Annotated in this window: 9 protein-coding genes; 2 read left to right on the top strand and 7 right to left on the bottom strand. The window is 60.6% G+C overall.

The genetic code is table 11. The features are described 5' to 3' along the window. From AC1D17_RS24525 to AC1D17_RS24505, 5 genes are all read right to left on the bottom strand, one after another. A partial coding sequence (locus AC1D17_RS24525) for a beta strand repeat-containing protein (protein ID WP_477567896.1) occupies positions 1 to 5,129 on the bottom strand: 5,129 nt, incomplete at its 3' end. Between the two features lie 293 nt (positions 5,130 to 5,422). Further along, on the bottom strand, positions 5,423 to 6,145 hold the full coding sequence (locus AC1D17_RS24520) for an outer membrane protein (RefSeq protein WP_477567897.1): 723 nt from the start codon (positions 6,143 to 6,145) through the stop codon (positions 5,423 to 5,425). Positions 6,146 to 6,952: 807 nt separating this feature from the next. Continuing rightward, positions 6,953 to 9,799 (bottom strand): ATP-binding protein, encoded by a 2,847-nt coding sequence (locus AC1D17_RS24515; RefSeq protein ID WP_477567895.1) that lies wholly within the window; start codon positions 9,797 to 9,799, stop codon positions 6,953 to 6,955. Between the two features lie 87 nt (positions 9,800 to 9,886). Beyond that, positions 9,887 to 10,318, bottom strand: coding sequence for an Ohr family peroxiredoxin (locus AC1D17_RS24510; protein ID WP_477567894.1), 432 nt, complete (start codon positions 10,316 to 10,318; stop codon positions 9,887 to 9,889). Between the two features lie 71 nt (positions 10,319 to 10,389). Further along, positions 10,390 to 11,697, bottom strand: a complete 1,308-nt coding sequence (locus tag AC1D17_RS24505; protein WP_477567893.1) for an epoxide hydrolase family protein — start codon at positions 11,695 to 11,697, stop codon at positions 10,390 to 10,392. A 321-nt stretch (positions 11,698 to 12,018) separates the two neighbouring features. Between AC1D17_RS24505 and AC1D17_RS24500 the strand changes: the two genes are divergently transcribed. Beyond that, complete coding sequence (locus tag AC1D17_RS24500; protein ID WP_477567892.1) at positions 12,019 to 12,414, top strand: Ohr family peroxiredoxin; 396 nt, start codon at positions 12,019 to 12,021, stop codon at positions 12,412 to 12,414. 106 nt (positions 12,415 to 12,520) lie between these two features. Then, positions 12,521 to 13,543 (top strand): DUF3095 family protein, encoded by a 1,023-nt coding sequence (locus tag AC1D17_RS24495; protein WP_477567891.1) that lies wholly within the window; start codon positions 12,521 to 12,523, stop codon positions 13,541 to 13,543. A gap of 270 nt (positions 13,544 to 13,813) precedes the next feature. On the opposite strand, the gene AC1D17_RS24490 is transcribed toward AC1D17_RS24495, so the two are convergent. Then, complete coding sequence (locus AC1D17_RS24490) at positions 13,814 to 14,866, bottom strand: alpha/beta fold hydrolase (RefSeq protein WP_477567890.1); 1,053 nt, start codon at positions 14,864 to 14,866, stop codon at positions 13,814 to 13,816. 372 nt (positions 14,867 to 15,238) lie between these two features. Next, positions 15,239 to 15,788, bottom strand: a 550-nt coding sequence (locus tag AC1D17_RS24485; protein ID WP_477567889.1) for an N-acyl homoserine lactonase family protein, incomplete at its 5' end; no start/stop codon positions are given.

The following is a 15,788-nucleotide window of genomic DNA, read 5'->3' as shown; positions in this document are numbered from 1 at the left end:
CCGGTATGCGGGTCGTTGACCCCCGCGATCGCGGCTGTGCCGGCGCTGGTCACGGCCTCGGCTGTGCCTTGCTGGTCGGTGTAGCTGGTGACCACGCGAACCACGCCGCCAACATCGGCATCGCCCAGGGTATAGGTCGCCTGGTCGGTCCCAACATTGACAAAGCCGGAACCGGTATTGCGCTGCCACTGATAGTGTAGCGTGCCGAGACCATCGGCATCGGCCAGGGCAGCGGTGTTCGCCGTCAAAACCTGATTCTCGGTCGTCGTTCCGGTGATCGACACGCCGCCCGTCGGCGCATCGTTGACGTTCGCGATGGCAGGGGAGGCGGCGCTGGTGGCACTTTCGGCGAAGCCCTGATCGTCGGTATAGCTGACGACCACGCGGACGATGCCGCCGACGTCGCCGTCGCCAAGCGTGTACGTCGACTGATCGGTACCGACATTGACAAAACCTGAGCCGGTGTCGCGCTGCCACTGGTAGTGCAACGTGCCCAGGCCGTCGGCATCGGCCAGGGTTGCTGTGTTCGCCGTCAGGGCCTGGTTCTCGGTTGCCGTTCCGGTGATCGACACGCCGCCGGTGTGCGGGTCATTGACCCCGGCGATGGCGGGGGTGGCAGCGCTGGTGACGTTGTTTGCGAAGCCCTGCCCGTCAGTGTAGCTAACCACTACTCGAACCACGCCGCCGACATCGAGGTCGCCCAGCGTATACGTCGCCTGATCGGCGGCGCCGGTGCTGGAGAAACCCGAACCGGTGTCACGCTGCCAGTCGTAGTGCAGCGTGCCAAGGCCGTCGCTGTCCGCCAGGGTCGAGGTATCCGCGGTCAGCGCCTGGTTCTCGGTCGCCGTGCCGGTGATCGATGCGCCGCCGGTCGGGGCGTCATTGAAGGCGGTGATTGCGCTCGTCGCAGCGCTGGTTGCCGATTCCACCGTACCGCCGCCATCGGTGTAGTAGATGACCACACGGACCACGCCGCCGATGTCACCATCGCCGAGCGTATAGGTCGACTGGTCGGCGCCAACATTGACAAAGCCCGAGCCGCCATCATGCTGCCACTGATAGTGCAGAGTGCCGATGCCGTCCGGATCGGCTATAGTCGAGACCGCAGTCAGCACCTGATCCTCGGTCGCCGTGCCGATGACGCTGGCGCCGCCGGTGTGAATATCGTTGGTCGGCGTGACCGTGATGCCCAGCGTCATGGCCGCGCCGTACTCGGTCGAGCCGCCGGTGGTGGACAGGTTCGCCGTCGCGCCGGTGGTCACCGCGCCTGAGGAGTCTTCGATCATGTGGACGATCAGACTGGGCGGGGAGCCGGAATAGTTGGCGGCCGCCACGAAGCGCACCAAGGTGCTGCTGTCGAGAACGAAAGCGCTGGCGGCCGAGACGGCCGGCAGGTCATGCCACGATCCGCCCGAGAAGTACTGGTAGACACCTTGACTGGCGGTCGCGGTATTGGAGGTCACTGCCACGCCGGTAAAGGCGTCGGCAGACGAACCACCGGAAACCTGGTCCTTGGCATCCGAGAAATGGCTGCTGAACAGCGACGAGACCGTCTGGCCGGCCCCGGGCGCGGAGTCCTCGCCGATCGTCGTCAGGCTGACGGCCGAGCCACCCGTGATGGTCGGCGCGTCGTTGACGGCCGTGACCGCGTGATCGAGCACCACCGTGCCGACGCTGTAGGGCGTCAAACCGCCGCTGGTGGTAGTGTTGACGACCGCGCCGTTGGTCAGGGCGCCGCCGGAAGCATCGACCAGCTTCATGGTCAGGCTCGGGGCCGGGCCGTTGTAGTCCGTGGCCGGCAGGAAGCGGATCGGCGCACTGGCGGCGATCGTCACCGCCGCCGCCGTCGAGGCCGCGCCGACGTTCACCCAGCTCGAGCCGTTATAGTACTGCCACTGGCCCGTGCTGGCGCTGGAACCGTTGGCTACCACGGCCACACCGGCGAAGGCGTTGGCCGAGCTGCCGCCCGACACCTGGTCGTTGGCGTCGGTGAACTGGCCGCTGAACAGGGACGAGACCGTGTTGGTCAAGGTCGCATTGGCCACGTCCTCGTTGGTCGCGGCCAGGGTTTCGGTGCCGTCGCCGGCCACGAGGGGGGCGTCGTTCACCGCGTTGATGGTGATGGCGTAGCCGTCGGTGTCGGAGAGCGCGCCGCCAGAGCCGGTGTTGCCGCCATCGTTGGTCACCACCGTCAGGATGTCGGTGCCGTTGACGTTAGCGTTGCCCAGGTACAGCACTCCGTTGGCCGCTGCCAGCGTGGCATTGATCTCGTTGAGGGTGCCGGTCAGCGTGACCGTGGCCGTGCCGTTGCCCGAGACGCCGCCGCTGGTCAGGCCGCTGGAGACATTGGTCAAGAGCGTCAGCACGCCCTTGGTCACCGAGAGGGTGACGGTGATATTCGTGATCGCCGGATTGGCATCGGGATCACTGATCTGCAGGCCGGTGACGGCGATGCTGGCGCCTTCGTTGCCGGTGGCGCTGGAAACCGTGCCGTTGACCGGTGCGTCGTTGACTGCGCCGATGTCGATCACAGTCGTGCCGCTGTTCTGGCTTCCGCCTGGCACGTCAGGCGTGCCGTCGCTGACGGTCCAGGTAATGGTCCGATTGGTGTTCAGCCCATAGTTGGTGGGGTTATCGCCAGTGGTCCAGTAGGTGATCGCCGCTAGAACTGCCTGATAGTTGGCGATCGTATCGTAGCCCGTGAGCGTCAGGCTTTCGGTCGTCGCGTTCCAGCTGAGGGTAATGTTGGTACCGCTGATCAATCCGGAAATCTGTTTGGCGGCTCCGTAGCCGAGATGATCGTCGCTGTTGCTCGTCTCGTTGGACGAGAATTTACCGCCGGTGATCTGCACCGTGGCGCTGGCCAGATGATCTCCATCCAAATCGGTGATGGTCGGCGCACCGGTCAGCAGGGTGGTCGCGGCCGCCTGCTGTTCGTTGATGATCGTACCGGTGCCGTTGAGGCCGTTCAAGATCGGTAGCGCGTTGAACTGCATGCCGCCAATGTTGGAAGTGTTACTGAAGCCCGGCGAGATGGTATTAATCAAGGTTGCGGTCGTGCCAGCGGCGTCGAGCTGGAACACCCAGATGACGTCGTCGTCGGCGACCCCGCCGTCATTGACGTTCTCCGTCTCAATATAGAGGATGTTGTTGACCTCATCGAGCGTCATGTCGCCTGGATAGAAGTCGGCGGCGTTGACGCCCACCACAGTCACCTTGACGGCGTTGCTCGAACCATTGATGGTCGAGGCATTGGCTACCATCCAGATGGCATTCTCGGCAGCGGGGTCGGCCGGTTCCTCTGCATGAGTGATGAAGTAGGCGCGGTTGGAATCGACATCGATCTCGACGTCGGTGATGATACCGTTCAGCGTGGTGAAGTCGGTGCCGTCGCCGTCAAGCGGAAACTGCGCCTGCGGGACCAGCTTCACCGCGGGGGCGGTGATGTTGTTGAGGTCCAGGCGGTAAACCTCGTTGGTCTCGACGCCGTCGCCCAGCGAGACGTTGGTAAAATAGACGAAGCCGCGCGTGAAATCGAAATCGAAATCGCGCGGAATGAACAGGCCCGTGCCGCCGGCGGCGCTGGAGGTGATGCCGGCCGTCGCCTGGGTGACCAGGAATTGCTCGTTGCTGAGTGCGCCTGTCGTTGGATTGTAGTCGTAGACCTTGATGCCCTGGGTATTGTTGCCGAAGCCCGCACCCACATCGATATAGCTGACATAGAGCTTCTCGTTGATCGGATCGATGTGCATCGCATAGACGAGGTCGTCAGTCGCATTGTAGGTCTCGACGACCGTCGGTGGCGTGGTGCTGCCGATATGCCCCATCAGGATGCGGCTGTTCGACCCGTCGCCGCCGCCCGACAATACGAAAAACAGACCCGCGGCGGTGTCGAGCACCACGTCTTCGGGGAAGCTGGTGCCCAGGTCYAGGCTCGGAGTGTTGTCGAACACCGTGGTGTGATTGAGCCCGTCGCTGTTGACATAGACCAGGCGCGCGTCGGGCAGGTTGCCCTGGGTCAGATACCAGAGCTGTCCGGTGGGGTGGGAGCCGAGGACGCTAACGCCGTCATCGGTGGAACCGCCGGCGACGGTGTAGGTGGTCCCGCCAACGGTGGCGGTGGTGGTTACGGTCGTGCCGCCAAGCTCCAAGGAACCGGCATCGTCCTTGTTGTCGACAAAAGTCAGTGTGCCGCCGGCGTTGACCTTGAACACGCTGACACCGTTCTCGGTGCCGCCGACCGTCAGGTAGGTAGTCGAGCCCTGGACGGAGACGGAAAGACCGGTGGCGCCGGCCAGACGCAGGCCTGCGGTGTCGGAAATGTTGTCTACACCGGTCAGGATACCCGACGAGTTGACCGAAAAGACGCTGACGCCGCTGTCGGCCGTGCCCGTGACGAACACATAGGTGACACCGCCGACCACAGCAGTTGCGACGTCGGAGGCACCGTCAAGCTTAAGAGTGGCGTCGTCGGTGACGGAACTCGTGTGGGTCAAGCTGCCATTGGCTGCAACCAGGAAGACGCTGAGGCCATCATCGATTCCGCCAGCCGCGAAAAGGTAGGTATTGCCGCCGATCACCGCGGTGGTCAGGCCTTTGACGCCGTCCAGCTCGATCGCGCCGGTGTCGGCGAGGTTGCTGACCTCGGTCAACTTGCCGTCGCTTCCCACCCGCATGACGCTGATGCCGTCGTCGTTGGTCCCGGCTGCGAACACATAGGCATTGCCGCCAACCGTCGCCGTCGCCACGCGCGACACGCCGCCGAGGTTCAGGGTGCCGCCGTCGCCGACATTATCGACATTGGTCAGGGCGCCGTTGGTGCCAACCCGGAATACGCTGAGGCCATTATCGCCCGCGCCCGCGGCGATCAGATAGGTATTGCCGTTCGAGGCGATCGTCGACAGGCCGCTCACCCCGACCAGGTTCAGGCCGCCGCCATCCGTGACATTGGAGACGTTGGTCAGCGAGCCATCAAGGCCGAGCGCAAAAACGCTGATCCCGTTATCGACCGCGCCGGCGGTGAAGACATAGGTCGTGCCGCCGACATCCGTCGAGGTGATGAACGATACGCCGTCCAGCTCCAGCAAGCCGCCGTCGGTTTCGTTATCGGGATTGGTGAAATTGAACATGCGTCACCTCCAGCCTAATCAGCGGTCGTCGCGTTTAAACGGACTGAGGCCGCATCGTTGTTTTTGCTGCGTTGCTTGCGATCGCCCCGTCAAAATGGGCGCATTGGCTTTAAAAAATTTGTCAGGTCGGAATTACTAAGCGGAATCGTTCCCGAGCTAACCGCAATGCGCAGATGGTGCATTGTCCGGTTTGCCGGCCTACTGCTTGTATCGTTGTTCAATATGAAGGTGACGTGGCCGGAATGGCTGGAAACACTGAATACGGATGCGGCGCCCAGCGGAAACGAGCGCCATTACATCCGCCACTTCAAGCCGATGCGGATGACATCGGCGTCGACATCGTTCTCGAAGCGCGGGAAAGCCCCCGCCGGCTCGATGGCGGCGCCCGTGGCAGTCACGGTGCCGAAATCATAGTGGAGATATTCAAGGCCAATCGACCAGTTCGACTTGATGCGCCACTCGACGCCCCCGCCCGCTACCCAGCCAGTTTCCGTACCGCCGCCCGAAACGTCCATCAGCCCTTGCGTCGGGAAGGTCACGCGATCATAGGCACGCACGTCGATATTGGCCAGCGCAACACCGCCCGTCACGTAGAAGAGGACATCGGATGCGGCGACGCCGGCGCGCAGGCGCGCGCTCGCAGCCCAGTCCATGTCGAAGCTCGTGCGCGTGTCGCTCTCGATCGCCGATGTGCCGGACGCCCCCTGGTTCATCAGCGAGAAATCAATGACGCCGCCGAGCACAAAGGCATTATCGCCAAGGTCGAACTGACGATCACATCCTGCCTCGACACCGCCCATCAGGCCGCTGTCATCCATGCCAATTGTTTCGGAGGCTGGGTCGTTCCACGCGCTGCCCGACCCCGCGAAAGGGCCGTCGCGGAACGGCGTATCGGTGGCGTCCGCGTTTACACGACCATAGCCGGTATTGGCGCCAACATAGCAGCCCGACCAGCTGGATGCCGTTTCCTTGGGAGGAAACATGTCCCCGGAGGAGGCTGATTGAGGACCGAGCATCAAGGCCGTGCTCATCGCGGCGCAAAATATATAGCGCTTCAAAAGTATGCCCCCAGCAATTGAACACCCGACGCGGCATGTATAAGCCGCACCTCATGATTGAGCTATAGGAGCCTTTCCCGTTATTCGCCAGCCGATTTGTTCGCGATGGTTGTGCGGCGCAGTGCAATGCTACTGTATGAGGCGGAAATACCACATGCGGTAATGTCCAAGGAGTGGCGTGGAAGAAATAGCGCTAGATCGGGCCTATCAACGCCATCAACGCGAAGCCGACGCGCGTCATATCACCAACAAAAAAGCCGCCATCCGTTTCCAGATGGCGGCTCAATATGGCTCACAGTATAGCTTGAAACACTCATCCGCAAATATGGAATGTATTACTCTCTCCTCCAAGAGAGGTCTTACTACACTGCAATTTTAGGGGTTTTTCAATGCACAATTTTGGGTCTATTGTTAGATTGCATAATATTGAGTGATCGCATCGCGACAAGCCCGGCAAACCATTGGCGGGACAGGTTGGCCAGGCAACTGGCGAATTGGCGGGCCGCATCGGGCTCACTCGCCGCGCAAAACGTCCACCTTCGCATCCAGCACAATCTTCAGCGTCCGGATCATGTCGGCTGCATCGAGCAGTGCCGCCTTCACGTCATCATCTGGGCCGCGATCGATTGAGGCCGCGACTGACTGAGGATCGATCACAGGGGCGGCCGATGTTTGAAGCGCCTTGCAAGTCGCATCTCAGCATGGCTCCACAGCGTGGTCGCCGGCTCAGATCCTTTCAATGTGGGTGGGTCCTCTTAACGGAGGCTATGACAGCCCGTCTAACAGTGTTTTCGCTGCGCTGACATCCGTCGTATCCAGGCCTTCATCAAATCGTTCGAAAACCGGCTTCAGCAATGCCCGCGCATCACGAAGCCGTCCATCACCAATCCAGAGCGCAGCGAGGTCGGTCGCAGTTCGTAGCTCCCACGCGCGCGCGCCCATGCCCACGCTTTTTGCGATTCCCAACGCCAAGCACGCCTCGACGTCGTCTCCGGATGAATGCGTCGATAACAACAGTCTTGCCTTAACGCGCAGCAATTCCGGCAGATAGCAGAGGTCTCCGTTCTTCTCGACGAGTTCGATCGTTCGGTTGATCCTGGCCATGCCTTCGTCGAACTCGCCGATCGCCACCAGTCCCTTGACGAGCGAGATTTCGAGCATGGTCGTAAACACCTCATACGTCGCCGAATGAAGCTTCTCGATGCATCGACGCAGTGTCTCGATCCCGAGCTTCAAGTCTCCTCGGCGGATGGCGACTTCCCCTTTGAAACCTTGAGCTACGGACACGTATGGTGACAGGAAGTGTAGCCCTGCGCGCGAGATCAACCATTCTATATGCTCCTCGGCACTCGGCAGATCGTCCCGCCACAGGAAGACAGCAATGCCGCCAAGAAGCGCGATGCACAAGGTAAGGGAATGGTCCAGCTTCGCTGCATCGCTGATCGCCTTGCGCGCCCGAAGGTCAGCTTGCACCGGATAGCCTTGCAGCCACAGGTTTCGGGCAAGAATTCCTCCGGCGAGATGCTTTCCTTCGAAGCCCACGTAGCTGGCAGGGGTTCGTCGAGACCTCGGTTCGCTACTCGCTGCGGCCTCAAGTTCAATCCGCGCGTTGACGAGATCGCCCGTGAAATGCAGCGAATTACCGAGAAGGAAGTGACCCAGTTCAACAGTTGCAGGATCGTCCACAGTTGCAGCGATTGCAGAGCAACGGCGCGCATAATGAAGGGCAGCGTTGAAATCGCCGATACGCAGGCTGAACATGCTCAACGGGCCCAATATCCGCAACTGGTCGAGCGCATTGCCCCGCTCTTCGGCGATTTGGAGACCGCGACTGAGAGCGGCCTGCGACGTTTCGCGGCCGCCTTGCAAATACATCCGGGAAATTCCAAGACCAGCCTGCAGGTGCATTTCCTCAATGCTTCCCTTGGACGTGTCATCCAGCGCGAGGAGGGCGCGTTGCGACCAACGCTGGCATTCTGGAAAGAGCGACATCACCTGGAAAACCGACGCCGCGGCAGCCGCAAGCTTGATGCCGACGTCGATGTCGCCATGTTCCCCGAAAGACCACTCCAATGCCGCTCGGACGTTGTTGATGCTCACGAAGTATGGCAGCCGCTCCGGACCTGTCGACAACGTCGCCCAATCAGGTCCGAATTGCTCCAGCCAACGTCGATAATAGGTCGCATGGCGGGATGCCAATCCGGCGCGATCCTCTTCGGTCTGAGATTGGAGCGCATAGGCCCGTGTGGTGTCGAGCAGGCGGTAGCGCATCATCGCGCCCACCGGATGGGTTGCGAGCAACGATTTGGCGACCAGATTGTCGATCGCATCGAAAATGGCTGTGGGATGTATTTCCGGTGTGGAAATCACCTCCAGCGCGGCGTCGAGCGTAAAGTCCCCGACAAAGACCGCCAGCCGCCGGAGCACGAGGCGCTCTACGTCTGTGAGAAGCCCGAAGCTCCAGTCGAGCGTTGCCTGCAAGGTTTTTTGTCTTGCCGGAGCTGTTCGCGATCCTGCCCACCCCAATGTCAAATGCCGATCGAGCAGCGTGGCGGTCTGATGGAGACCATAGCTCTCGACGCGGCGGGCGGCGAGTTCCAATGCGAGCGCCATGCCGTCGAGTTTTCGGCAAATGCTTGCAACGACGCGAACATCCTGGTCACTGAGATCGAGGGCCGCCCCGCTCGCCGCAGCGCGATCGATGAACAGCCGCGTTGCTGGAAAGGACAGGACGGCCTCGGTGGAAAGTTCCGGGTCATCCGGCGGGCAAGCCAGGGTATCGAGCCTGTAAACGCTTTCCGCTTCGATCCTTAACGCCTCGCGGCTCGTTGCGAGGAGAAACACCTGCGGCGCGGCCTCGATAATCGCTGCCACGAGATCCGCAATGGCATCGATTAAGTGCTCGCAGGTATCAAGGATCAGCATGATTTGTTTATCGCGCAGGTAGGCAATCAGGCTGGGACGTACGTCGTCGGATCCGACTGGCAGACCGAGCATCGAGGCGATCCCTGCCGCGACCAGCCCCGGATCGCTCAACATCCCATAGTCGGCAAACAAGACAGCCCCATTGAACGTGGGCGCGAGGTGATGCCCGACCGCAGTGGCGACGGTGGTCTTTCCGACGCCACCGACGCCGACAATGGTGACCATTCGCGACGTCATCAACTTTTCCGCCAGACGCAGAATATCCTGTTCTCGTCCGACCATCCGATCAAGTCGGCCAGGCAGTAGGGCATGGCGGAAATCGACGTTGGCGGATCGCTGTCGTAAGGGGCCGGATCGAGAGATTGGCGCTACGAAACAATATCCCCTTCCGGCGACAGTGGTAATATAGCGTGCGCCGTCTTGTCCGTCGCCCAGCGCCTTCCTCAGCCCGGTCATGTGAAAACGCAAGCTGCCTTCATCGACGATGACGTCCGGCCAGACGCGGGACATCAGGTCTTTCTTGCTGACGACAACATTGGGGGCGAGCGTAAGAGCAACCAGCAAGTCGAGGGCGCGCGCACCCAGGTCGATCGGAGTCCCGTCTTTTGCGAGCAGTCGCTGACTGACGCTCAAGCGGAATGGACCGAACGATAGGTCATCGGCATTGGCATCGCCGAAACTGTTCATGTCGTTCGCCCCAGTCGCTCCAATTGGCTGCTTATACTCCAATGGCCTTGGTGGCGCCATCGAGGATGATCCGTTGCAGCGGCAGCCTCAGGTGCGCAGGATCGTAAAATCGACCTCGATATTGCCGCGTGTGGCCCTTGAAAAGGGACAGATCCGCCGTGCTTCTTCTATCAAAGTCGAAGCGACATCGCGTTCCAGACCGGGAAGTTGGATGACTAGACGAACGCCGATAACAAATTCATCGTCGTCCGACGAAAGGTCCACTTCGGTATGGATCTTTACATTGGCGGACAGGTTCACTCCGGTCTGTCGAGCCACTTGTGCCAGGGAGCTTGCGAAGCTCGCCGACCAGCCGGCAGCCATGAGCTGCTCGGGATTGGTGCCGATGCGGGTTGAACCGGGATCCGAGAGCCTGATGTCGAGCATACCGTCCGCGCTGCGGGCGACACCGTTCTTGCGTCCCCCAGTGGTTTCGGTGGTAGCCGTGTAGATCAGATGCCTGGTCTTGTTCGTGGACATGTTTCTTGGGTCCTAACGCCCGTTGGAAAAATCGGCGCGCGCCGTGCACGCGCCGAGGCTTCAGCGTATTTTCAGCCGGATTTCCGAAGGCTGCGAAATCCGGCACGCACCTCGTTGGTGAAAAGCTTCGGCTGCTCCCAGGCTGCAAAATGTCCGCCCTTGGGAAGCTTGTTGTAGTGTACGAGATTTGGGTATGCCTTTTCGGCCCAGGCACGCGGTGTCTGGTAAAGCTCGTCCGGGAAGACGCTTACGGCGACTGGCACCTTGACCCCCTTCGCAGCGAAGAATGCGAGCTTGTTCTCCCAGTACAGACGCGCAGCCGATACGCCAGTATTCGTCAGCCAGAACAGCGTCACGTTGTCGAGGACATCGTCAGGGCTGAGGCCTTCATCCTGGCCGTCGAATGATCGGGCGATCATTTCCAGGCTCGCGCCGTCGTGGTCGAGCATGTAGGTCGCAAGAGCGATCGGAGAGTCCGTCAATCCGGTGAGGGTTTGCGGACGCGTTCCCATCAGAAATGCGTAGGAGACATGCTTGTAGAAGAAGACGAGCTGATCGTACGAATGTTTTTCTTCATCCGAGAGGCCTGCTGGAGTCGGCGCGCCGGCAAAGGCAGCGTTGTTGATGGCGTCGGGGATGGCGCCCGGCATGTTGGTATGAATGCCGAGAAGTTCCGAGGGAGTCTGCACGCCGATCATGTCGGTGACGACTGCACCCCAATCGCCTCCCTGCGCGACAAACTGCGTGTAGCCCAGGCGTCGCATCAAAGTGATCCAGGCGGTTGCAATGCGTTCAGGTCCCCAACCCGTCGCTTCAGGTTTTCCAGAGAAGCCGTATCCCGGCATCGACGGGATGACGATATGGAATGCATCCGAGGCGCTGCCGCCGTGGGCAGTGGGGTCTGTCAGCGGCCCGATGATCTTCAACTGCTCGATGATCGAACCGGGCCACCCGTGCGTCACGATCAGGGGAAGTGCGTTTTCGTGCTTGGAGCGGACATGGATGAAATGGATGTCCAGCCCGTCGATCTCGGTGATGAAATTCGGCACGGCGTTGATCCGAGCCTCGACCTTGCGCCAGTCATATCTGTTCTGCCAGTGATCCAGCAATTGCTTGGYCGTCTTCAACGGTACCCCTTGGGTAAAGTCGCCGACGGTCTCTTTTTCAGGCAGCCGCGTGCGGGCGAGGCGGTTGCGAAGGTCGTCGAGATCCGCTTCAGGAATGTTTACCTGGAACGGGCGGATGGCGTCAGATCCCGTCGCGGCCTTGGAATATGCGGGAAGCAAGCTGGCAATGCCCAGGACGGCGATCCCGGATGCAGCGGCACCCAACAGGCGGCGGCGGTCCTCGTCGATAACGTCAATCTTGATTGCGGTCATGGTCATTCTCCTCGGTAAGATCGGGTTGATCGTCCGCACCTCTGTGCGGCTACCAAGAGGTACGCCGAGGTCGTCGAATGCACACGTTAGGCGTTGTTAGATGTTCATAGAGGCCCAACACTCAACGCCGGCAACCGCTCCTCAAACACTGCTGGAACAGTGTTTCGCATGCCTCCGCTCGAGATTTTCCCAGGTGTCGTTAATCGCAGCTATTGACGTCTAACAACGCCTAACGTGCGGTTCCGGTCTCGGTGGCGTACCTCTTGGATCAGCACAAGGTGCAGACGCTCAATCATCAAAAACTAGGACAGGAAATTCGCTATGACCCACAAGGTTCTCTTTACTGGCAAGACGCACAACACCAATGGCCGCGACGGTGGAGCCCGCAGCGGCGATGGCTTTCTGGACATCAAGATGAAGCAGCCGCATCCGGCCGCCGAAAACCTGTTCGGTGCCGCCTGGTCGGCCTGCTACATGGGTGCCATCGAAGTTGCCGCCTCCCAGAGGCAGATCAAGCTCCCGGCCGGGATCGCGGTCGATGCCGAGATCGATCTGAACGTCGATGACGGCAACTACTTCCTGAGCGCCCGCCTCAATGTCAGCGTGCCCGGCGTCGATCCTGTGATCGCTGGCGAGCTGCTCACCGCCGCTCACAGCATCTGCCCGTACTCGAAGGCAACGCACGGCAACGTTAATGTTGTGACCAACCTTATCTAAACGCAGCCTTTCGGGTCTGTCGGCAGGAAGCCGGCAGACCCGGTAACTGTCGAGCTATCGAGCCATCGTTCACCCGAATGGCATGAGAAGGTCTGGAGGCAATCCAATGTTAAAGTTCGACACGCAGAGCGAGGCTTACCATGACTTCGCCGACCTGCTTGACACTGCGATCTACCAGCCGTTGCCAGATGAATGGCTTGTCGGAATAACCGATGTCATCGGCTCAACCTCGGCAATCGCATCGGGGCGTTACAAGGATGTCAATTACGCTGGCGCATCCGCAATCGCGGCTCTAGGGAATGCGTGGAACAGTTTTGACTTTCCATTCGTGTTCCGCGGCGATGGTGCTGCGTTCGCCGTGCATCCCGACCGGCTGGCATCGGCGACGATCGTTCTCCAGCAGACTTCAGCCTATGCCCGCGATGTGCTCCAGCTTGGTTTGCGGGCGGGGTTGGTCTCGGTGAAGGAAATTCGGGCAAGCGGAAACGATGTGAGGACGGCCCAATTCGCCGCATCCGAGGCCGCTCAATATGCAATGTTTGCTGGAGGGGGGCTGAACTGGGCTGATCGGCAGATAAAGGCGGGTAAGTATGGAATCCCGCCCAGCGCGGCGCTCGCGACACCGGACCTGCGAGGATTGACCTGTGAATGGGCACCAATCCCGAGCCAGCGCGGTGAGATACTCTCCCTTCTGGTGGAACCTCGCGATCACGCGCGCCCCGAGATTTTCGCCAAGTTGGCACAACAGATCCTGGCGATTTTTGACGTGGGGGAGCGACGTTCACATCCCGTGCCGGATGACATAGTCCTTTCAAAGGATATGGCAGATTATCTCGGTGGAAGAGGGTGGTCGGATGTCGTTTCGAATTCTGACTATCGCAGGTACGACGATGTCTTGCGTTTGACATTGGACTGTACGCCCGAACAGATTGAGATGGTCGAAGTCCTTCTTGCCGCGGCCAGAGCACGTAGAGACGTCAGTTTTGGGCTGCATCGGCAGTCCCATGCCCTGATGACCTGCTTGGTACCCTCCGGAAATAGCAATTCCCACCTTCATTTCCTCGATGGAATGGGCGGCGGATACACAAAGGCGGCCGCAATGCTGGCGGCTCAAAGTTCCGTTCGCTGATCGTGCATATCGACGAGTTCGGAAGACTTTCCGCTATGAAGATAATATGCAGAAGGATCGCCGCCGTTGCCAAGCTGGCCTGAAATCGCCCTGCAGCCACTGGGAAGACAGCCCACACCCATGGTTCATCGCCCGTTTAGATTGCCTCCTGCAACGGCCATGTCGTGCGTCGAGGTTATCCGGGTCGGCCAAGGGCGCTCTCCGAAAGGGTCGAGCGCCCTTGGCATTTCAAAGCCTGGGAACAGCATTGACCGGCCAGACATCGCTCGGTTACAGGCGGTCGACGTCGATGATCGCCTGCGCGAAGTCCTCCGGGGCTTCCTGCGGCAGGTTGTGGCCGATGCCGCCGGTGATGTTGCGATGCTGGTACGTGCCGGAAAACATGCCAGCATAAGCTTTAGGCTCCGGATGCGGCGCGGCATTCTGGTCCCCCTCGAGCGTAATCGTCGGGATCGTGATCACCGGGCTCTTGGCAAGCTTTTCCTCGAATGCGTCGAAGCGGGGTTCGCCTTCGACCAGGCCCAGCCGCCAGCGATAATTATGGACGGTGATAGCGACATGGTCCGGGTTGTCGAAAGCCGTGGCCGAACGAGCGAAGGTGGCGTCGTCGAATTGCCAGGTCGGCGAGGCAGTCTCCCAGATCAGACGAACAAAGTCCTGCGTATTGGCCTGGTAGCCCAGCCGGCCGCGCTCGGTGGCGAAATAGAATTGATACCACCAGGCGAGCTCGGCCTTGGGAGGCAGAGGTTTCTTGTTCATCTCTTGGCTGCCGATGAGATAGCCGCTCACCGACACCATCGCCTTACAGCGCTCCGGCCATAGGGCGGCCATGATGTTTGTGGTGCGGGCACCCCAATCGTAGCCGCCGACAATTGCTTTTTGGACGCCGAGCGCATCGAGAAACGCAATCATGTCGACGGCCAAGGCAGATTGCTGGCCGTTGCGTGGTGTGTCCTCCGACAGGAATCGAGTCGTGCCATAACCCCTCAGATAGGGCACGATCACCCGATAACCGGCCGAGGCCAACAGCGGCGCGACGTCGACATAGCTATAGATATCGTAAGGCCAGCCATGCAGCAGCAGGACCACGGGCTTGTTGCTGGCACCAGCCTCGGCGTAACCGATTTCGAGGTCCCCGGCCTTGATGCTTTTCATAGATTCGAAGGATGTGTGCCTGCCAGCGCGGATGGTGGTGCTCGCCTTCGTAGTGGACTTGTCCGACCCCGCATGGGCTGCGTCAGCAAAGCCAAGCTCGACTGCTACCGCGGTAAATGCAGCCATACCGAACAGGTGACGGCGGTCAAGGTTGATTTCTTCGGACATCGATCTCTCCCCCGGTTGTGGCGATCACGATGAAAAACGATAGGGCTGGCTCTAAGTTATGTCTAGCGGGAAACCGGGCTTCGGAACGGGGAATTGAAACAGACCCAGCCGTCTTTCGCCTCGCTTATGAGGCTGTGGCTTGGTGCATTTGTCGCCTGGGTGAGTGGCCCATGACCCGCTTGCAGGCTGTGCTAAAGGCCGCCTCTGAGGCATACCCGACAGAGTGCGCGATCATTGAAACCGATTTGCAGGAACATGAGATTGGCAAGCCCCGAGCGCGCCGCAACGGTTCCGGACCCTTAGGATACTAACGAGCGATAAGCAATCGCGAACCCGGCCAGCGTTTCGGCCAGCCGGGGGTATCGAATGTCGCTACCTGGCGCTTTTCGGGAAGGCCGGCAGCTTGGCGATGTCCTTTGCGTCGTGCTGCACGATTAGCGTGGCATCGAGCGCCTTGGCAATCCCCGTCAGCCGCTCCATCGAAGCGAGCGTTTCCGCGCGGTCGTAGTTGAAGGTTGGCACGCCGCGGTTCTCGAACTGTTCCTCGAAATGCGCGACATCGCCGGAGAGCAGGACAGCGCCCTTTTCTGCCAGACGAACGAGCAGGCTCGTCTCGCCCGGCGTGTGGCCGGGCGTCGAAAGGATGGTCACCGATCCATCTCCGAACACATCGCGGTCGCCCGAGATGGCGTCGACCTTCGAACCGCCGTCTAGCCATGGTTTGATGAAGGCCGGATCGACTGCGAAGGGCAGGGGATCGGTCTTGAACTGCGCGAGGTCGGCCGCGCCGATCATTAGGGTCGCCTGCGGAAATGCAGCCGCCTGGCCGACATGGTCGAAATGGTTGTGGCTGATGCCGAGACGGCCGATCTGTTCAGACTTTACGCCGACTTCTGCGAGTTGGGTCCGAATGTCCTTGGCC

This window comes from Pararhizobium sp. P1_E7, assembly GCF_056405855.1.
The sequence above is the reverse complement of the archived record's forward strand: the minus strand, read 5'-3'. Positions and strand labels throughout refer to the sequence as shown.